This window comes from Paenibacillus dokdonensis (assembly GCF_004916975.1).
GTDB lineage: Bacteria > Bacillota > Bacilli > Paenibacillales > Paenibacillaceae > Paenibacillus_AQ > Paenibacillus_AQ dokdonensis.
The window spans coordinates 555,940-575,842 of sequence record NZ_STGQ01000001.1 but is presented as its reverse complement, the minus strand read 5'-3'; the positions used below and the strand labels follow the sequence as shown (position 1 = coordinate 575,842).

At 47.4% G+C, this 19,903-nt stretch carries 16 protein-coding genes; 3 read left to right on the top strand and 13 right to left on the bottom strand.

The window, feature by feature from the left end:
• Nucleotides 1-48 precede the first annotated feature (48 nt).
• Nucleotides 49-1,944: a PrkA family serine protein kinase gene (locus tag E6W40_RS02785; RefSeq protein WP_136604082.1), complete on the bottom strand. Its 1,896-nt coding sequence runs from the start codon at nt 1,942-1,944 to the stop codon at nt 49-51.
• Between the two features lie 333 nt (nt 1,945-2,277).
• On the opposite strand from E6W40_RS02785, the gene E6W40_RS02780 reads away from it, so the two are divergent.
• Complete coding sequence (locus tag E6W40_RS02780; RefSeq protein WP_136604081.1) at nt 2,278-3,027, top strand: DUF2161 domain-containing phosphodiesterase; 750 nt, start codon at nt 2,278-2,280, stop codon at nt 3,025-3,027.
• Here the strand turns inward: E6W40_RS02780 and E6W40_RS02775 are convergent.
• Nucleotides 3,024-4,247 (bottom strand): aminotransferase-like domain-containing protein, encoded by a 1,224-nt coding sequence (locus E6W40_RS02775; RefSeq protein ID WP_136604080.1) that lies wholly within the window; start codon nt 4,245-4,247, stop codon nt 3,024-3,026. The genes E6W40_RS02780 and E6W40_RS02775 overlap by 4 nt on opposite strands.
• A 103-nt stretch (nt 4,248-4,350) precedes the next feature.
• Nucleotides 4,351-5,007 carry a response regulator transcription factor gene (locus tag E6W40_RS02770; RefSeq protein ID WP_136604079.1) on the bottom strand — a complete coding sequence of 219 codons (657 nt, stop codon included), beginning with the start codon at nt 5,005-5,007 and terminating at the stop codon, nt 4,351-4,353.
• Nucleotides 5,008-5,437: 430 nt separating this feature from the next.
• Between E6W40_RS02770 and E6W40_RS02765 the strand changes: the two genes are divergently transcribed.
• Nucleotides 5,438-5,845 (top strand): hypothetical protein, encoded by a 408-nt coding sequence (locus E6W40_RS02765; RefSeq protein ID WP_136604078.1) that lies wholly within the window; start codon nt 5,438-5,440, stop codon nt 5,843-5,845.
• Entirely contained in the window at nt 5,842-6,909 is a 1,068-nt protein-coding gene (locus E6W40_RS02760; RefSeq protein WP_136604077.1) for a phosphodiester glycosidase family protein, read from the top strand. The genes E6W40_RS02765 and E6W40_RS02760 overlap by 4 nt, the downstream gene beginning before the upstream one ends.
• Nucleotides 6,910-7,207: 298 nt before the next feature.
• Here E6W40_RS02760 and E6W40_RS02755 read toward each other — a convergent pair whose 3' ends face one another.
• The 10 genes from E6W40_RS02755 to E6W40_RS02710 form a co-directional block, all read right to left on the bottom strand.
• Nucleotides 7,208-7,462 (bottom strand): AbrB/MazE/SpoVT family DNA-binding domain-containing protein, encoded by a 255-nt coding sequence (locus tag E6W40_RS02755; protein WP_136604076.1) that lies wholly within the window; start codon nt 7,460-7,462, stop codon nt 7,208-7,210.
• A 173-nt stretch (nt 7,463-7,635) separates the two neighbouring features.
• Nucleotides 7,636-8,100 (bottom strand): tRNA (uridine(34)/cytosine(34)/5-carboxymethylaminomethyluridine(34)-2'-O)-methyltransferase TrmL, encoded by a 465-nt coding sequence (trmL, locus tag E6W40_RS02750; protein ID WP_136606801.1) that lies wholly within the window; start codon nt 8,098-8,100, stop codon nt 7,636-7,638.
• A gap of 124 nt (nt 8,101-8,224) precedes the next feature.
• Entirely contained in the window at nt 8,225-9,313 is a 1,089-nt protein-coding gene (gene serC / locus E6W40_RS02745; protein WP_136604075.1) for a 3-phosphoserine/phosphohydroxythreonine transaminase, read from the bottom strand.
• A 292-nt stretch (nt 9,314-9,605) separates the two neighbouring features.
• Entirely contained in the window at nt 9,606-11,195 is a 1,590-nt protein-coding gene (locus E6W40_RS02740) for a catalase (protein ID WP_136606800.1), read from the bottom strand.
• Between the two features lie 555 nt (nt 11,196-11,750).
• Nucleotides 11,751-13,175 carry a type I glutamate--ammonia ligase gene (glnA, locus tag E6W40_RS02735; protein ID WP_136604074.1) on the bottom strand — a complete coding sequence of 475 codons (1,425 nt, stop codon included), beginning with the start codon at nt 13,173-13,175 and terminating at the stop codon, nt 11,751-11,753.
• A gap of 251 nt (nt 13,176-13,426) precedes the next feature.
• On the bottom strand, nt 13,427-14,479 hold the full coding sequence (aroF, locus tag E6W40_RS02730) for a 3-deoxy-7-phosphoheptulonate synthase (protein WP_136604073.1): 1,053 nt from the start codon (nt 14,477-14,479) through the stop codon (nt 13,427-13,429).
• A 276-nt stretch (nt 14,480-14,755) separates the two neighbouring features.
• Nucleotides 14,756-15,700 carry a 4-hydroxy-3-methylbut-2-enyl diphosphate reductase gene (locus tag E6W40_RS02725; RefSeq protein WP_136604072.1) on the bottom strand — a complete coding sequence of 315 codons (945 nt, stop codon included), beginning with the start codon at nt 15,698-15,700 and terminating at the stop codon, nt 14,756-14,758.
• A 54-nt stretch (nt 15,701-15,754) separates the two neighbouring features.
• The gene (locus tag E6W40_RS02720; protein ID WP_136604071.1) at nt 15,755-17,215 is read right to left on the bottom strand and encodes a sensor histidine kinase; all 1,461 of its coding nucleotides are present in this window, start codon (nt 17,213-17,215) and stop codon (nt 15,755-15,757) included.
• Between the two features lie 2 nt (nt 17,216-17,217).
• Nucleotides 17,218-17,907: a response regulator transcription factor gene (locus tag E6W40_RS02715; RefSeq protein ID WP_136604070.1), complete on the bottom strand. Its 690-nt coding sequence runs from the start codon at nt 17,905-17,907 to the stop codon at nt 17,218-17,220.
• Nucleotides 17,908-18,058: 151 nt separating this feature from the next.
• Nucleotides 18,059-19,696: a S1C family serine protease gene (locus tag E6W40_RS02710; protein ID WP_136604069.1), complete on the bottom strand. Its 1,638-nt coding sequence runs from the start codon at nt 19,694-19,696 to the stop codon at nt 18,059-18,061.
• Nucleotides 19,697-19,903 lie beyond the last annotated feature (207 nt).

Below are 19,903 nucleotides of genomic sequence, written 5' to 3'. Positions count from 1 at the left end.
TACAGCAAACAGCGAAAAACCGCCCTCTTCTGAGGACGGTTTAATTGTTTATCGGTTCAGCAGGCTTCCCACATATTTCAGCAACTCATTCGCACAGACCGGGCAGTACCCGTGATCATCCATAAGACGTTTGCTGACCTCATTAATTCGCTTGAGCTGGTTCGCATCCGGGGTTTTCGTGGAAGTGGTGATCTTGACGATATCCTTCAAATCTGTAAACAGCTTTTTCTCGATGGCTTCACGCAGCCGGTCGTGATTATGGTATTCGAATTTCTTTCCTTTACGTGAATAGGACGAAATGCGGATCATGATTTCTTCCCTAAACGCTTTCTTGGCATTTTCCGAAATGCCGATCTGCTCTTCAATCGAGCGCATCAACCGCTCATCCGGATTCATCTCCTCGTCTGTCAGCGGATCACGAATTTTGGACATATTGCAGAATGCCTCGATATTATCTAAGTAATTTTCAAACAGCGTCTTAGCAGACTCATCGAAAGAGTAGACAAACGCCTTTTGCACTTCTTTTTTCGCGAGCTCGTCGTATTCCTTACGCGCAACCGCGATAAAATTCAAATAACGCTCCCGCTCCTCTTTGGTGATGGAGGCATGCTGATCCAGTCCGTCCTTAATCGCTCTCAAAATATCCAGTGCGTTAATGCACTGAAGGTCCTGCTTAATCAAAGCACTGGAAATCCGGTTAATGACATAGCGTGGATCCACGCCGGACATACCCTCTTCCAGATATTCGGTCTGCATTTCCTTCAGATCTGCTTCCTTGAACCCCTCAATCTCTTCCCCGTCGTACATCCGCATCTTTTTGACGAGATCCATTCCATGCTTTTTCGTTTCCTTCAGACGTGTGAGTATGGAGAAAATAGCAGAGGATCGAAGCGCATGCGGCGCAATATGCACATGCTTCATATCACTTTGTAAAATCAGCTTGTTGTAAATTTTCTCTTCATCTGAAACTCTAAGGTTGTATGGAATTGGCATGACAATCATCCGTGATTGCAGCGCCTCATTTTTCTTATTGGATATAAACGCCTTGTACTCGGATTCGTTGGTATGGGCCACAATGAGCTCATCCGCCGAGATTAACGCAAATCGCCCTGCCTTGAAATTACCTTCCTGGGTAAGTGACAGCAGATTCCACAGAAACTTCTCGTCACACTTGAGCATTTCCTGGAACTCCATCAAGCCGCGATTGGCCTTATTCAGCTCTCCATCGAAGCGGTATGCCCGCGGGTCCGACTCCGAGCCAAATTCCGTTATCGTTGAAAAATCGATGCTGCCCGTCAGGTCTGCAATATCTTGCGACTTTGGATCTGAAGGACTAAATGTACCAATTCCAACACGGGCATCCTCGGATATGATCACCCGGGTCACAGGTACCTTTTCGATATCACCGCCGTATTCCTGCTTCAGCCGCATTTGGCAGGATGGGCATAAATTCCCTTCAATGCGCACCCCCAGCTCTTTCTCCACTTCTTGCCTAAGCTCGAGCGGAATCAAATGCAGTGGTTCCTCATGCATCGGGCATCCGTCAATCGCATAAAAAGCCCCCTGCTCTGTCCGTGAAAACTTTTCCAATCCTCGCTTCAGGAGTGTCACCAGTGTAGATTTACCGCCACTTACCGGACCCATCAGCAGCAATATCCGTTTGCGGACATCGAGCCTGCGCGCGGAAGAGTGGAAATACTCCTCTACGAGCTTCTCCACAGACCGGTCCAATCCGAAAATCTCCTGTTCAAAAAATTTATAGCGTTTATGGCCGCCCACCTCCTCCACACCGTACGACTTGATCATGTCATACACGCGCGCATGAGCAGTGATTGCCGCTGAAGGATCTTGACGGAGCAGTTCAATATAATCTTTAAAAGTGCCGTTCCACGCAAGTTGATCGCTTTCTGCCCGATAGGCCGCTACGCGTTCGAAAATATCCATGCTAGTACCTCCTATGACTACGTTTTGAGTTGTCAAAAATTCGATCAAAGCGTCAAGGGTCAACTTCATCCCATTTGATCCCGGTTTTCACATAATCCTAATCAAAAAGTGTATTACATACCTATGCTGATTATGGGGATTAGTTGACCTATTTTTTCGCAAAAGGAGGATTGTCTTTTATCAAATGTTATAATATAGGAAACGAAAAATAACCCCACAAAGTGGGAACTTTGCTTCGGAGCTAATTCAGGTACTTTGTGGGGGCCCCGGAAATTATAGATCTAGATTAAAAAAAGACGAGTCTTGGCCGACTTTTAGCAAAGGGGAATGTTCATGACCGTACAGCATGAAACCGAGCTGTATGAGCCGTTGAAGGCTTTTTTCGAACAGCAAGGATATGAAATCAAGGGAGAGGTTAAGAACTGCGATCTCGTCGGGGTTCATCCGGAGAGAAGCGAGCCTCTGATTATCGAAATGAAAAAAACGTTCAATCTCGCACTGCTTCTGCAGGGGATGGAACGTCTACAAATGAGCTCACAGGTATATTTGGCGGTAGAACGCAGCAGAACCAAGCGCGGAGCAGTGAACCAGCGTTGGGGCGAGATCACGAGGTTGTGCCGCAAGCTGGGCTTCGGACTGATTACCATTACCTTTTTCAAAACAAAAAAACCTTTTGTCGAGGTTCTATGCGAGCCGGATCAACAGGAACCAGCCAAAAGCATCAAGAAAAGACGTAAGGAACGTCTCTTATATGAATTTCATGAACGCAGCGGCGATTACAATATCGGCGGCAGCAGCCGTGCGAAGCTGATGACCGCTTACCGTGAAAAAGCACTGCGGGTTGCGCTCGCACTGGCAAGTGCTCCGCCGGAAGGCGCTTCTCCCGCTTCACTGCGGGATCTGACCGGGATAGGGAACACAGCAAGTATCCTTCGAAGCAATTATTACGGTTGGTTCGACCGGATCGGGCGCGGACGTTATGCACTTACTTCAGCCGGTGCGGAGAGTCTCAATCTGTATGCGGGGGTACTCGAAACCGCCCCTGCATCTCCTGCCGTTGAACAGAAACCTAAAAAGCGTTAGCTTCGGGCTGTGAATTCTGAGATAGCCTCTCCGATCAGATTCATCCCCAGGAGCAGTTCATCCCTGCCCGGATGGGTAAAGTTCAGCCGGATATATCCGCTGCCTTCCCCTTTTGCATAGCAAAGCGTTCCAGGTAAAAAGGCCGCTCCCTTATCCAGAGAGCATTTTAACAGAGCTACACTGTCCAGTGCCTCCGGGAGCTTCACCCAAATGAACATACCGCCCTTGGGCACATCGAAACGGGCACCTTTCCAGGCCGGACGTTTCAGAAGCTCTGTCATCAGCTTCAGCCGGGTCTCGTATTCACGGTTCAGCATCTGAACATGCTCGTGAATATCAAACGTTGAAGATTCGAGCAGATAATGCAGCAGGCACTGGTTAAAATGGCTCGACTGCCAGTCGGCCAGCTGTTTGGCCATGACCATGGTTTCGATCATCGCCTTGTTCCCCGCAGCCCAGCCTGTACGGAGCGCCGGAACCACCGTCTTGCTGAAAGAGCCGATATACAATACTTGACCTCCATTACCCGAATCATCAAGCGAGAACAAGGAAGGATACTCGGTATAAAACTTCTTCTCGGTTATTCCCCCGAAGTGTAGATCTCCATATGAATTGTCTTCCACAATCAGAAGCTTATGTGATTTGCAAATCTCCAGTACTTCCTTGCGCCGCTCAAGACTCCACAGAACTCCAGTGGGATTCGTGAAATTTGGGGATACCAGCAGCAGCTTGGGTCTTAAACTCTCCAATTGCTGGAGCAAATGCTCCGGACTGATCCCGTCCTCATTACCTTCCACAGGAACGATGACAGCCCCCTGCATTTTCAGAATCTGCAGAAATCCCGGTGATGTCGGATGTTCGACCAGTACAGGATCCCCTGGCTCCACATATACACGGGCAAGGAGATCCACAGCCTGCTGGCTGCCTGTAGTGAGGAGAATCTGAGCCGCATCCACATCCATATGTTTCATCTGCTTGAAGTTTGTGCATAGCCACTTCCGCAGCGGCAAATAGCCCTGAGGCTCGCCGTACTGCAGCGCCGCAGGGCTTTTCGATATGACGGCTGCCGCAGCAGCCTCCAGTGATGATACCGGGAACAGCTCCTCCGCGGGAAGCTCCTCCGCAAAAGAGATAAATGAATCCCGTGTAGACAGTGATCTCATGAAGTGAAGCGGTGACGACAACATAGCCTTCGTGCGTTCCGCAAAGGAATACTGCATGATATCTCCTCCTTCTTCCAGTTCCAATCCACCGTTTTCTGCTTTGTATCTAAAGCCCCATATCAGGATTCCGTAAAATCCTCACATGTATATATATCGTGGTTTAACTGAAAACAGGACTTTTTTGACGCGTGGTAAGAGCAAACTTTTCAATGGCCTGCGCCCGGGTGGATACTCCCAGCTTCACATATATCTTACGCAAGTAATTATCGATGGACCGCCGGCTGACCGCAATTTCTGTCGCAATCTTGTCATAGGTAATCCCCTGAACGATCCGCTCCATAATGAAAATCTCCGTATCTGTCAAATGATACAGTCCACCGTCGATAACCGGTTGCTGGACCTGCCAAATACCATTCTTCAGCCAATCCATCGGAAGTGTTGCGAGTCCTTCGCGCAGACCGTCAATCATAAGCATCAGCTGAGCCGCGGACGCCTGTTTCGACAAAATACCGCTTCCTCCGAGATTTACCACCGAATGCAGCAGCTTGATTCCATCTGTATCCGTCAAAATAATAATATGGCTCGATGGGGATGAATGCGTCATTTTTTCAAGCAGAGTCTCTGCTGTTCCTTCCGGCATTTGGTAGTCCAACAGCACCAATTCCGGCTGCTGCTCCATGACGAGTATCAGTCCTTCATCCCAATTTGAAGCCATGCCTGTTACTTTTAGCTCTTCTTTTTCTTCCAAAATTAATTTGGTTCCCAGCATACTCGTGGGGTGACTGTCTATAATCACGACCCGCCAAACCTTCGTCATTTCAATTGAAACCCCCTGCTAAATAGAGTGGAATGATTACATAAACGTATAATTCAGCTATGTTGAAAAACGCGTTAAATGCTTGTTTCAAGACGTATGAAGTGTATAAAATGGTGTCGGAGGTGTTTTTTAGTAAATTTTGTTAAAGTTTCGCTTTTTCATGCCTTTGCTGCAAATAATCTAACAAGATTGTATCGCAACGCTTCCATATGGTGCAATCTCTTTTTAGGCTTTTCTGTGACTTTAGATTCATTTTTGCGAAAAGAGCAGGGGAATGTTAGAATGAGGACTGGCAGAAAAGGCTCTTTTAGGAAGTTCCACAGAAGACAGGGCGCGTTTAACGGAGTTTTCTTGCGATACCAGGATGTCTGGTCAAGAAGTGTATAGTTCTGATATTTTAAAAAATCCAGTTGTACCCGAGGTGATGATAATGCAATCTTCGACACAGCCTTCCGCATCTTATCAGAACCGGACAAAACGGGAAAGATCCCCTTCGGTGAAGTTCGTTTTACTTATTTGGATATTGCTCATAGCTGCAGGAATTACAGCCGCTTATTTATACAGCAATCATGTAAAGCATGAAATGCTCCAGCAGCTTCAGGCAGATTCACATAAACAGATGAATGAGCTGAAGATGAGCTACGAAGCAAAATTCGAAGCTTTGTCCGGTGAAGTAAAGGAGCTTGAAAGCAAGGTGCAGTCGTTTAATGAGCTGCTGACGTTTACCAAAGACAATGCCACCAGCAAAACGGATAACAGCAATAAGCTGTACACGCAGCTGAATGAAGTCAAGAAACAGCTGAATACATTGCAGCAGAAAATGGATCTGCTCAAATGAACTTAGAAATGAAACAGATCAACCGTTTTTTCCTGCTCGCGACTGCACCCTTTTTAGGACTTTTTCTATTTCTATTATTCAGCTTTAAGCCCGTACATGTTGAGGTCGATACCGCAGCCTATGTTCCTGATGTTACATTAAAGGATCGGACTGCAATACTTAAGCAGGATTTGGACAAAGCTGACCAGTCTGTAAAGGTGACCATCTCTTCCATACGCAAGACATCGGCACTTTACAAGCAAACGACCACAACCATGAATTCGATCGTCACGAATGCAAAAACACAGGCGGTTCGCCCAGAGTACTTATACAACCGGCGGATTACTGCCAAGCTTGGCGTTCCTTTTGAACGGGTGGAAAGCGACCGCATCCGTATCGAGTTGTATAAGGTGAATCCGGGTGTTTACAAAGGTTACGCCATGAAGGTAAAACTCAAGGATCCTGCCGCTATGCAGATGAGTCTGGGGCGTGATAACATAGGCAGCTCTGAAACCACGATGCAGGCCGTGAGTAGACACGGAGCCGTAGCAGGCATCAATGCCGGGGGCTTTGCCGACAACGGTGGTAAACGCTATCCGCTCAGCACCACGGTCATGAACGGAGAATACTTGACCGGTTTTGAATCAAGCTTCAAGGATCTGTTCTTCGTGGGTATGGACAATTCCGGCAAGCTAATCGGAGGAAAGTTCAGCAACAAAACAGAGCTCGACAGCCTGAAGCCAAAATTCGGAGCCACATTCGTACCCGTGCTTCTTAAAAATGGACAACCTATGCCGATTCCGGAAAAGTGGCAGGTTTCGCCGAAGCGTGCCCCTCGTACCGTCATTGGTAATTATAAAGATGATCAACTGCTCATCATCGTGGTTGACGGGTATAGTGAAAGCGGAAGCTCAGGCGCTACGCTCCAAGAGCTGCAGAACAAGATGTATGGACTGGGCATAAAGGATGCTTATAATTTGGATGGCGGTGGTTCTTCATCCCTTATTGTAAACGGAAGAGTGGTTAATAATCCGTCAGATGGAAGTCTGCGGCCGGTTCCAACACATTTTTTATTCTACAAATAAAACAATACTCATTTATTTTTTGTGAAAGTCTGGGTATAATATTCTTAATGAGCATGGTAGTATAGCGGGAGGTGGCCTTCATGTCGTTCTCATTAACTTTTTGGATTATTGCATTGGTGCTTGTTATGTTCCTGGCTGGCATCTTAACCGCAGGTTTTAACGAGGATAAAACCAAAGGTCTGTAATTTTAGGCCAAGAAGGCTTCCTGAACAAGGAAGCCTTTTTTTCTTGTCTTTTGTACAGGTCATCCGATACAAAAAAGAAACACCACGAATCATCGTGATGCCTGAAATGATGGTTATGCGTGTTTTTGAAGCTGCGCCATATCGACTTGGCATTGACCGCAGATATAACGTTCTTTAAATTCGCTCACATCATCCATGGAGCCGCAGAATACACATTTGGGACGATAACGTTCCAGGATGATATGATCTCCCTGTACTAAAATCTCGACAGGGTCCCCCTCATTCATCTGATACCGTTTTCGCAACGATTTGGGCAAGACAATTCTTCCCAGCTGATCGACTTTGCGAACTACACCAGCAGGTTTCATAGACCAACTACACCTCTCCTATTAACTAGTCAACTTCTTTTATGATTAGAAAGTACTCCCTGGCATGTTAAAACGTCTTTCCAACCAAAAAAAATGGGTCTTTCTTAATAGTTCTATATGAGGATGTCGAATCCTGCTAACATTTTGAATTTTTATTTCTTTCTTTTAGAAGCTTACTTCATACCAGGAAAATCCAGCTGGCGCAGTGCCTCAAAAGCGATAATGGCTGCCGAGTTGGACAGGTTCAAGGAGCGGACCTTATCGGTCATCGGCATACGGATACAAGTCTCGGGATTCGCAGCCAGCAGCTCAGGAGGCAGTCCTTTTGTTTCTTTTCCGAACACAAGAAAATCCCCGTCCTGGAACTTTATATCATTGTATCTTTTGTCGGCTTTTGTCGTTGCGTAGAAGAAGCGTCCTTCCGGATATTTCTCCTGAACCTCCGCGAAGGAATCATGATATTCAAGATTAACCGCGTACCAGTAATCAAGTCCTGCTCTCTTCAGCTTCGAATCATCCGTACTGAAGCCCAGCGGCCGGACCAAATGCAAATGGATCCCTGTTGCCGCGCAGGTTCTTGAGATATTGCCGGTGTTTGCCGGAATTTCAGGTTCTACAAGCACAATATGCAGTGCCATATCATTCACTCCATCCTTAAGTTGTAATTCAAATAAGTTTTTGCTTCTTATCGTAACGAAAAAGCCTTTCACCCATAAGGCGAAAGGCTTTGCGTTCAACATGCTGATTTTTCGTCAGCTTGCATTATCCATGACTTTTTTGGAAATCGGCCATGAAATCCACCAGAGCTTTGCAGCTGTCATAAGGTACCGCATTGTAAATGGAAGCGCGTAACCCGCCCACACTGCGATGACCCTTCAGACCTACGAATCCTGCCTGCTCCGTTTCCTTGATGAACTGCTTCTCGAGTTCTTCAGATGCCAACTTAAATGTAACGTTCATTATAGAACGGCTGCCGGCATCGACAGGACCGCGATAGAAGCCTTCGCTGCTATCGATTATATCATAAATCAGGCCAGCTTTCTTGCGGTTAGCCTGCTCAACCCCCGCAAGTCCGCCCTGCTCTTCAATCCATTTCAATACCTCGTTCACCATATAAACAGAGAAGGAAGGAGGGGTGTTATACAGAGAGTCATTCTTTAAATGCGTACTGTAACGCAGCATCGTTGGAATATGCTTCGGAGAATCGGCCAGCATCTCTTCACGGGCAATGACAACCGTTACCCCGGAAGGACCAAGATTCTTCTGAGCCCCTGCATAGATGAAATCGAACTGATTTACATCCAATTGACGGCAGAGAATATCGCTCGACATATCAGCAATAAGCGGAACGTTGCCCGTTTGGGGATACTGCTGGTACTGGGTACCCTCGATGGTCTCGTTGGAAGTCACATGCAGGTACGCAGCGTTCTCTGGAATCTCAATGCTGCTGAGATCAGGGATGGACATAAACTTATCTGCCTCCGATGTGGCAGCAATATGCGTTTCACCGATCAGCTTCGCTTCTTTGACCGCTTTGTCAGCCCAACTGCCTGACAGAACATAACTTGCCGTTTTGCCTGCGGACAGAAAATTCATCGGGATCATGGCAAACTGCGTGCTTGCCCCACCCTGTAAAAACAGCACCTTGTACCCTTCAGGATTGCCTAGAAGAGATAAAAGACGGCTCTCTGCTTCATGATGAACTTCCTCATAGACTTTGCCCCGATGCGACATTTCCATAATGGACATGCCTGTTTCCCGAAAATCAACAAATTCTGCCTGTGCGCGCGTCAGAACTTCAAGCGGCAGTGCCGCCGGCCCCGCATTGAAATTATAAGCTCTCTTGCTCACGATAACTCCCCATCCTCTCTCTGTAACCGATTTTTATAAAATGATAGCAGGTATCTCGCGGAGCAGCAAGTACCAAAATGCACAAGCGCTTGTCCCGGAAATGTATTCCCTTTCCATCCACTTTAGCATATTTCTTTTACTCAAATAAAGCTTTACAGAAATAAAATATATAGTTTATCCGGCTCAAAAAAGAGCTCAATATGTATTTTCCAAATGAGATGATATTAATCCGCTGATACACGAAAAAATACCCGTCCGCCAGGGCGGACAGGCAATAGTCATCATATTGACATTAATAGGGATCCGCTTCATGGCCCATGCGCTCTGCGTCATGCACCGCTTCCTCCCGCTGATCACCGGAAGACTCTTTCCGTGCTTTTTCCAGCCCCTCCGCAACACGGCGTCCGTACTCTTCATCCGCTTGCTTGAAATTCCGAATCATCTGTTCCTGAATGGACGGATCGCATTGTTTGAGGGCATTCACGAGATTGTTAATGAGATCCTCCCTTTCCCAGTCTTCAAACGAGCGGTACGTATGTCCTGCCTGTTTAAAATCATTGGTACGCTCGATTCTCTGACGCTGGAGCTTGGTATGATACTCTGGCTCGTGAGGCGCCGCGTTCTGCTCAGCTTCGACCAGACCATCCGTCATCGATGGCTCATAATCCACATGCGGACTCTGCTCGGGCGCCATATCTACAAAATACTGCATCTGACCCCCACGCTGATTGGTCGCCACACGCTTCTTAGGGGCGTTTATCGGCAGTTGGAGATAGTTGGTCCCTACCCGGTAGCGTTTGGTGTCTGAGTAGGAGAATGTGCGTCCCTGGAGCAGCTTATCATCCGAGAAGTCGAGTCCGTCGACAAGCACTCCGGTACCGAAGGCTGACTGCTCTACCTCGTTATAGTAGTTTTCCGGGTTTCGATCTAGCACCATTTTGCCCACTTTCAGAAAAGGAAACTGATCTTCCGGCCATAGCTTGGTTGGATCCAGCGGATCAAAATCAAGCTCGGGATGATCATCATCGCTCATGATCTGCACGCAAAGCTCCCACTCCGGATAATCCCCGCGTTTGATCGCTTCATAAAGATCCTGAGTCGCATGGCTGTCATTCATCCCTTGAATGGTATTGGCTTCATTCTGCGTCAAATTTTTGATGCCCTGCCGAATCGGCTCCCAATGATACTTCACGAGTACCGCTTCGCCTTCCGAGTTAACCCACTTATACGTATTCACGCCCGAACCCTGCATCTGCCGGTAATTGGCTGGAATGCCCCATGGTGAGAAGATAAACGTAATCATATGGGTCGCTTCAGGTGATTTGGATACAAAATCGAACATCCCCACAGGTCCAGGCACGTTGGAAACCGGATCCGGCTTAAACGCATGTACCATATCAGGGAATTTCAACGGATCGCGGATAAAAAAGATTTTGAGGTTGTTGCCGACGAGATCCCAGTTTCCTTCCTCGGTGTAAAACTTCACGGCGAAGCCGCGCGGGTCACGAAGCGTCTCAGGAGATCCCGTTCCATGTATCACAGTGGAAAACCGCACAAACACGGGGGTACGCTTACCTTTGATCTGAAATAGCTTGGCGCGGGTATATTGGGATACTGACTCTTCCCCTACTGTTCCATAGCTTTCAAAATAACCGTGCGCTCCTGCTCCCCGAGCATGAACGACACGCTCTGGTGTACGCTCACGATCGAAGTGGGTGATCTTCTCCAGGAAGTGATAGTTCTCCAGCGTGATCGGCCCACGGCTGCCCACCGTCCGCACATTCTGATTATCCGATATCGGATGACCCTGGCGGTCGGTAAGAGTTTTATCCCGTTCCACTTCCCCCGCTGTGCTGCCGGCATTTGCACTCGCCTGATCCACCGCGCTGTGGTCGTGTTTATTGTCATTATGCTCTATCACTGTTCACATCTCCTAATTATGTATTATTCATTTGGCTAATGTGCCCATTGAGAAAGGGAGGTATGCAGGATAATAGGGATGATGTGAGCCTATCGGAATAATTCGTTAATAACACGGCGTTTAGGCGGACACTCCGAGAATGAACGTTGCTTGGGTGCAATTCCTTACATTAGGCTATCGTAGAGACCATAAAATATTCGAATACTCTTGAACATAACCTGCATTCTTTAATGGTGCACCTTAAATAAGATGGAGAGACATACAAAATCTCCTGCTGTAAGAGCGAAGTAGCAATCAATGCAAAACTAGCGGAGAGGACGAAGCAATTCCGAAAAAGCGGCAGTGGTCGCCTTTGTCCCCTAGTTTCTTCCACTAAGGAATATTCCGGAAACTCGGGGACAACAGCGATTGGAGGAATGCTTCGTAATCGTAGCGTCCACCAAAGCTCATGTGTCAGATGCCCCTCCGTACACAAAAAGACTGCCCCATATTTCGGGACAGTCTCTAGAAGTGGAATTAGCAGTCGAAGTACAAACCGTATTCATGCGGATGAATGCGGATCGCAACGGCTTTCGCTTCGCCACGTTTCAATTCGATGAAGTTATCGATAAAGTCTTTTGTGAATACGTCGCCTTCGAGCAGGAACTCGTAATCGGCTTTCAGTGCGTCAAGTGCTTCGTCCAGCGTACCAGGCACGCTGCGGATTTGCGATTTTTGATCATCGCTGAGCTCATAGATGTTTTTATCCATTGGACCATATCCGAGCTCGACCGGATTGATTTTGCGCTTGATGCCGTCCAGACCGGCCATCAGCATGGCAGAGAATGCCAGGTAAGGATTCGCTGTGGAGTCCGGTGTACGGAACTCGATGCGGCAGCCTTTTGGCGTTACAGCAGCTACCGGAATACGGATTGCCGCAGAACGGTTGCCTTTGGAGAATACCAGGTTCACTGGCGCTTCATAGCCTGGAACCAGACGTTTGAACGAGTTCGTCGACGGGTTAGTCAGTGCCAGAAGTGCCGGAGCATGGTACAGGATTCCGCCAATGTAATGAAGGGCCATCTCACTCAGGTTGGCATAAGCGCCTTTTTCATAGAACAGAGGCGTATCGCCGTCAAAGATGGATTGGTGAACGTGCATACCGCTTCCGTTGTCCCCAAAGAGAGGTTTCGGCATGAAGGTTGCCACTTTACCGTATTGGCGAGCTGTATTATGCACGATATATTTGTAGACAAGCAGGTTATCTGCTGTTTTCTTCAAGGTATCGAAACGGAAGTTGATCTCTGCTTGACCTGCAGTTGCCACTTCATGGTGATGGCGTTCCACACGCAGTCCAGCTTCTTCGAGCAAACGGCACATTTCACTGCGGATGTCTTGCTGGGTGTCGACAGGAGCTACTGGAACATATCCGCCTTTAACGCCCACTTTAAAGCCAAGGTTGCCGCCTTCTTCCTTGCGGTTCGTATTCCATGCGGCCTCTTCGGAATCCACATAGAAGGAAGAGCTGTTCATGGAGCTTTCGTAACGCACATCATCGAAAATAAAGAATTCGGACTCTGGTGCGAAAAATGCTGTTGTACCCACGCCGCTAGCTTGCAGGAACTCTTCTGCTTTCGCTGCTATGCCGCGCGGATCGCGCTCATAACGCTCGCCGTCCGGTGTATATATGTTGCACATAATGTTTAATGTGGGATGTGCAGTGAAAGGATCTACGTATGCCGCATTAGGATCAGGCATCATAACCATGTCGGATTCTTCGATGCCTCGGAAACCGGGGATCGAGGAGCCATCAAACGCTACTCCGTTCACAAACGTTTCTTCATCCACCTCTTTAGCAGGCAAAGAAATGTGATGGGCGCGCCCAGACAAATCTACAAAGCGAAAATCTACCCACTCAATTGCATTATCCTTGATTGTTTTCAACACGTTTTCAACCGACATGATCTCTTCCTCCCAATATCCGAACATTAACCCACATATTCAACGTGAACGTTCAGTATCTAATATTTATGTCGTCATTATAAAACGGAAAACCTGACATCGTCAATATCCATGTCAGGTATTTTTTTAATTTGTGTTAGGTATCCTCACACATCGGGTGTTTGCCTATGAAAACAAAAAAACAAATAGCCCGCTAACGGTTGTGGAACCGTCAGGCAGGCTAATATATGGTTTGGTTATGAATAAACGGTTTAGACTACAAATGCCCCTGCAGGCGCCTTTTCCGTATTGAATGAACGACCGACAATCGGAGCAAGTTTTTCCAGATCCTTCAGCAGAGCGGCAAATTGATCCGGGAAAAGGGATTGTACGCCGTCCCCCGTCATCGAGTTGTCAGGATCGGTATGCATTTCGATAATAAGACCATTGGCTCCGGCAGCGACAGATGCCTTGGACATCGGCTCCACCAGTTCGCGGCGTCCCGTACCGTGACTCGGATCGGAGATGACAGGCAAATGGCTCAACTGCTGCAGCACAGGAATAGCCGACAGATCGAGCGTATTGCGAGTGTAGCTCTCAAAGGTACGAATACCACGCTCACAAAGCATCACATTCGGGTTGCCTCCAGCTAAAATGTACTCTGCTGCATTGAGCAGCTCATCATATGTCGCGCTGAAGCCGCGCTTGAGTAGAACGGGTTTGCCGCAGGTACCCAGCTTGCGGAGCAAATCGAAGTTTTGCATATTACGTGTGCCCACCTGCAAAATATCCGCGTACTCCGCACAGATATCAACATATTCCGGCGTCATGACTTCGGTGATCGTCAGAAGCCCATGCTTTTGACCAGCTTCCGCCATCATAATCAGACCTTCCACGCCAACGCCTTGGAAGCTGTAGGGGCCTGTACGCGGTTTAAATGCACCGCCGCGAAGCACCTGTCCGCCTGCCGCTTTTACCAGCGCTGCGATCTCATCAATTTGGGCTGGAGATTCCACTGCACAAGGACCACCCATAACAACGAGCTCTTCACCGCCGATTTTCACACCTTTAATATCAATAACCGTATCTTCCGGATGGAAGTCCCGGCTTGCCAGTTTGTATGATTTTGTAATCTTCACTACATTTTCAACGCCTTTCATCTGCCGCAAATGCTCTGCTATTGTTGGATCCACCGCGCCGACGAGTCCGATAACCGTGCGATCCGAACCTCTGGAGATGGAAGCTTGCAAACCGTTTTTCTCAATGACGCGGACGATATCTTGAATTTGTTCCTCCGGTGTCGTGTTGGATGTAATAACGATCATGATTACCATTCCTTTCTGTATCCAAGCGCAGAGTCTGCTGCGCAGCTTTATATTTTCATTTTTAATGAAAGCTTGCGGAAAGAATATAATATTTGTCTCTTACCCATTTACTTAAACGCGTTTTAGCTTTTATGCTTTTAATCACTAAAGTAACTATATATCATTTGCCTCCATGCGTCAAGACCAAGTCCTTATTTTTCTTATGGCAGTCTCCGATTCGTCTCTTTCTTAAATAAAAAAACAGGCCTTCCATTAGCGGAAAGCCTGTTCTACGTTTTATCTTTTTGTTTTTACCGGAGGCAGCAGCTTATTCATGTTCACGGTCCGCTGGAGATCCCAGGTTTCCGGATTATTCGGATCATACTGCTCCAGATAGTTAATGACCTCTTTGGTAATCGGTGTAGGGGTGGACGCCCCCGAAGTAACGGCAACCTTCGATATGCCCTCCAGCCATTCGCGTTTGAGCTCGGTAATATCGGCAATCCGGTATGCTGTGACATGGGCAATCTCTTCGGATACCTGGGCGAGACGGTTAGAGTTATTGCTTCTGGGGTCTCCGACCACGATGACCAGATCAGCCTGCCCAGCCTGCTCCGCTACTGCCTCTTGGCGAACCTGCGTTGCAAGACAGATTTCATTATGCACCTCAGCCGAAGGAAACAGCTCCAAAAGTCGCTTCACGATATGCTTGATATCCCACTGGCTCATCGTTGTCTGATTCGTAATGATGATTCGGGAAGAAGATATTTTGAGTTCGGCGATTTCCTCTTCCTTCTCGATAAGATGTACATGATTCGGCGCGATACCAATGGCGCCTTCCGGCTCCGGATGGCCTTTCTTTCCGATATAAATGACTTCATACCCATCGGCCACTTTGTCACGGATCAGATCATGCGTCTTCGTCACATCAGGACAGGTCGCATCGACTGTAGTAAGCCCCTTATCTCGGGCAATCTTACGTACTTCAGGCGAAACACCGTGAGCCGTGAAAATAACGGTTCCCTTCTCCACTTGATCCAGTATATCCAGACGGTTCGCTCCATCCAGAGTAATAATACCTTCATCCTCAAAAGAGTTCGTGACATGGCTGTTATGAACAATCATGCCCAGTATATATATAGGCCGCGGGAGATCCAGATTCTGTGCAGCCTGGCGCGCAAGCACCATGGCATCCACAACACCGTAACAGTATCCGCGCGGTGATATTTTAATGACTTCCATGCTTTGACTCCACCTGCTTTCCTCATGCTTAAGCTATCAATTATTCATTATAACCTATTCGAGAGGTGTCGGAAAGACGATCGGCAGCCAGATGACGAAGGTGGTTCCCTCTCCTTGACGGGTTACAACCTCAACCGAGCCTTCCAGTTCATCGATGATCCATTTGGCGATGGATAAGCCAAGCCCGATACCTTCGGTAACACCGCGGGATTGATCCGCACGGTAAAAACGATCGAAGATATAGGGTACTTCCTCCTTATCCATACCAATTCCGGTGTCTGCAATCCTTATTCCCACCTGGTTTTTGAATATGAAGGCATCAAACACCACTTCACCTGCAGGCGTGTATTTGAACGCGTTCTCAATAAAAATGAACAGCATCTGCTGCATATAATCTTTGTTACCGTTAATATATATACCATTCAGTACGGAAAAATCTCCGGTGATCCACTCTGCTTGACGCGGCAGCATTTGGGCCCGGCGGGCCACTTCCTCAACAAGAATTTCTAGCGGGACCGGCTCTTTTTCAAAGGTTCGTCCGGTATCCGCTCGGGCCAAGGACAGCATGTCGCTCACCAGCCTGCTCATCCGCTTGGACTCATCCGCTATATCGCTGACTGCTTCCAGAGACATCGTATGAAGGGTAGCCTCATCAATATTAGGGCGGTCCGAATCATCCTTGGACCACATCTTTTGCAGCAAATCCACATTGCCGCGGATCGTGGTCAGCGGTGTGCGCAGTTCATGAGATGCGTCGGATACAAACCTGCGCTGCGCGGCATAGGAATCTTCCAGGTTTTTATAAAAGCCTTCCATCCGTCCCAGCATATTATTGACCGTATTGATCAGTTGGCCGACCTCATCCTGAGGACCGTCATAAGCAATCCGTACGCTTAGATCCGAACCGTTTTGGATTTGGTCTGCAGCTTCAATGACTTTGCCAATCGGAGCTATGGATTTGCGTGCCAGGAAGAGGCCGAAGGTTGTTGCCATGAGCAACATAATGGTGGCACTCATAATTAAAATACTTCGGAGCAGCCTCAGCAATTCTTCCTCATGTCCGGTCCAAACGGCTAGTTGCAGAAAACCAATCAGCTGATCTTTATAAATCAACGGCTCTTGATATACCAAGAATGGATTGCCGTTCAGCTTATATCTTTCAAACTGCTTCACCTTAGTTGCATTTGTTGTCGCAGGTACGGGAAAAAGCTTTTTCAAATCCGCCAGATTATTCGTGACAAGGTTTTGGTTGTTTTGATAGTTATGAAGCTGTCCGAAAATTTGCGAAGACTGAAAATCAGTTGTCGTCTCAAGTCCGAGATCAAATTTCAGCTGTCCTTGAGATATTCCTACGATAATATTTGTTTGCATTTGTTTGCGCTGATCCGTAATTTTCTTCTTGATTTCGGAGTACGTATTATAATGAACCACACCGTATACAGCAGACCCAAACAAAATAAGAGTTACAGCCAAAATGCATGTATACCATGCGGTTAGCCGCCAACGTATGGACATGTTTATGAGTCACCTCTCAAAATGTAGCCCGCTCCACGGATGGTTTGGATAAGCCGTTTACCTCCATGCTCTTCGATTTTTTGACGCAGCATGGCTATATATACTTCAAGGACGTTAGATTCGCCGCTATAATCATAACCCCAGATCTTGTCCATAATGAGATCCCGCGACAGTACTCGCTTCGGATTCTGCATAAATAGGTGCAGCAGCTCAAATTCTTTGGCTGTCAGCTCCAGACGTTTGCCTCCACGCAGCACCTCTCTGGAATCGACATCCAGAATAATATCCTCAAACGCTAAACGGTGATCCTCAGCATCCTCTTGTCCCGGTTTCCGGCGTAAGAGCGCCCGGACCCGTGCCAGCAGTTCTTCCAGCGCAAACGGCTTAACGAGATAGTCATCCGCTCCCAGGTCCAGTCCTTTGACCCGATGCTCGATTTCATCCTTGGCTGTCAGCATGAGCACCGGCACACGGATTCCACCTTCGCGCAAGCGGCGGCATACCTCAAAACCATCAACCTGAGGCATCATGACATCCAGAATCACCAGATCCGGTTCATTGTTCAGGACACTCTTCAGGCCTTCCGCCCCATTATTGGCTGTTATAATATCGTAGCCTTCAAAAGCCAGCCCTCTGCGCAGCATGGAAATAATTTTTTCGTCATCATCAATAATTAATACTTTCGATCGCATATACGGATGGCTCCTTCGTTCCTGTACTCTATACTTTCACAAAATAAGATGTTACTTCTATTGTAACAGTGAATATTTACCTTTGCATCTTTGTACAGCAACAGCGGAAGGGAGCTTCCCTTCCGCTGTCAAAGTGGGCGCAGCCTTCTGATTATTCTTGATCGGTACTTTCAGAAGGAATATTATATTTGTTCTTGTCGCCAACGGTAACTTGCAGGTCCATTTTTTTACCATTACGGACTACATTCAGCGTGACGTTGGAACCAACCTTTTGCTTCTGGATAAATGATACGAGATCCGAATTAGTCTTGTAGCTCGTGCCGTTCACACCGGTGATGATGTCATACGGACGAAGATCCGCTTCATATGCCGGGGATTTGAAGACAACCTCTGCCACAACACAACCTTCGGTAATCGTAGTTCCCATTTGCTTGGCAACCTCATCGGTCAAAGTCATCAACGTTGCACCAATGAATGGTACGGGATCCTTTGGAATCGATTGATTGGTTTCCAGCTTTTGAACAACATTCTTGATCGTGCTGGTAGGGATCGCAAAGCCGATGCCTTGGGAATCCGCACTCACGGCAACGTTCATGCCGATGACTTCGCCATTCATGTTCAATAATGGTCCACCAGAGTTACCAGGGTTAATGGATGCGTCGGTTTGCAGCAAATGCTGGTATTTACGTGTGCCGGAACCTGTTTCTTCCTTGATATCGATGGAGCGTTCGCGGGCACTCAGCACACCGCTGGTTACGGTATGGTCAAAGCCTTGAGGGTTACCGATAGCAACCACCGGTTGACCGACTTTCAGGCTATTGGAATCACCAAGTGGAACCACTGGGAAGTTATTTTTGCCTTCGATTTTCAGTACGGCCAAGTCTAGATCCTTGGATTTACCTAGAAGCTTAGCTTCGTATGTCTTGCTGTCATTCTCGATTGTGACCTGAATAACATCTGCATTCTCGACCACATGCTCATTCGTTAGGATGTAGCCATCTTTATTGTAGATAAATCCGGATCCAATTCCGTATGGCACCAGCTTCGATTGGTTTTGTGACTGGGATTGGGAATCACTGTTTGATTGCGAATCGCCAAAGTCACTTCCGCTTCCGGATTGGTCACCGAAGAAGTAAGAGAATGGATCGTTCGAAAATGGATTCGTTTGCGATTGGGAGCTGCGGCTGCTTTGCTTCACGAGTGTTTCAATCTTAACGACTGCTGGTCCTGCTTCCTGAACAACACCGGATACATCTGTCGGCTTGCTCAGAGGAAGTGAAGTCGTTGATGTATTTCCACCGTTGCCGCTGCTTTCCGGTGCGGCGGATACTGTTGTACTAGGCTGCTCTGCCGATGACATTGCCGCATTTGGAGTAAACAGGTTCATCCGGTCCGAAGTAAACATCAGAGCGGATATTACGACTACACCGGCAAGAAAGGAAATCAATACGGTTTTGACCGATGTCTTGGGCTTCTGGTTGAACTGCCAATTACTGTTGCCGCCATTTCCTCCTGTTCCGCCACCGTTTCTGCCGGCATTGCCGGGATCCGTGGAGGATAGATAAGGACTTACGGTCGGGAGCGGCCGGACCGGATTCGGAGGTGTGATTTCGACATCCTCCTGATTATGACTCTCCACTCCATGCTGCTCGGCATTATCTTTTCCAAGCGATTGGAACGGTCCGTAGGAATAGTAATATGAGGAACCCGATTCAGAAGAATCTTGACGCTTCATTGTGTCGTTTTCAAATTCATCTTCAGGCTGACCGGATCTGTTTCTTTCGTCCATGTTTTATGCCTCCTGTACCTTTATATCAATTTCCGTGTGGGAATTGTTTAACTGTTTATATCATGTACTATAAACCTTAATAGCAGATTAAAAACAATTAAAAAGGAGATAAGAAAACACAAAAGTCGATGTAAATCACAGAAGACAGACCGCTTTTAGTGGTATGTTTTCTTGCGAATACAGAATTGATCAGCTATGCTGATAACT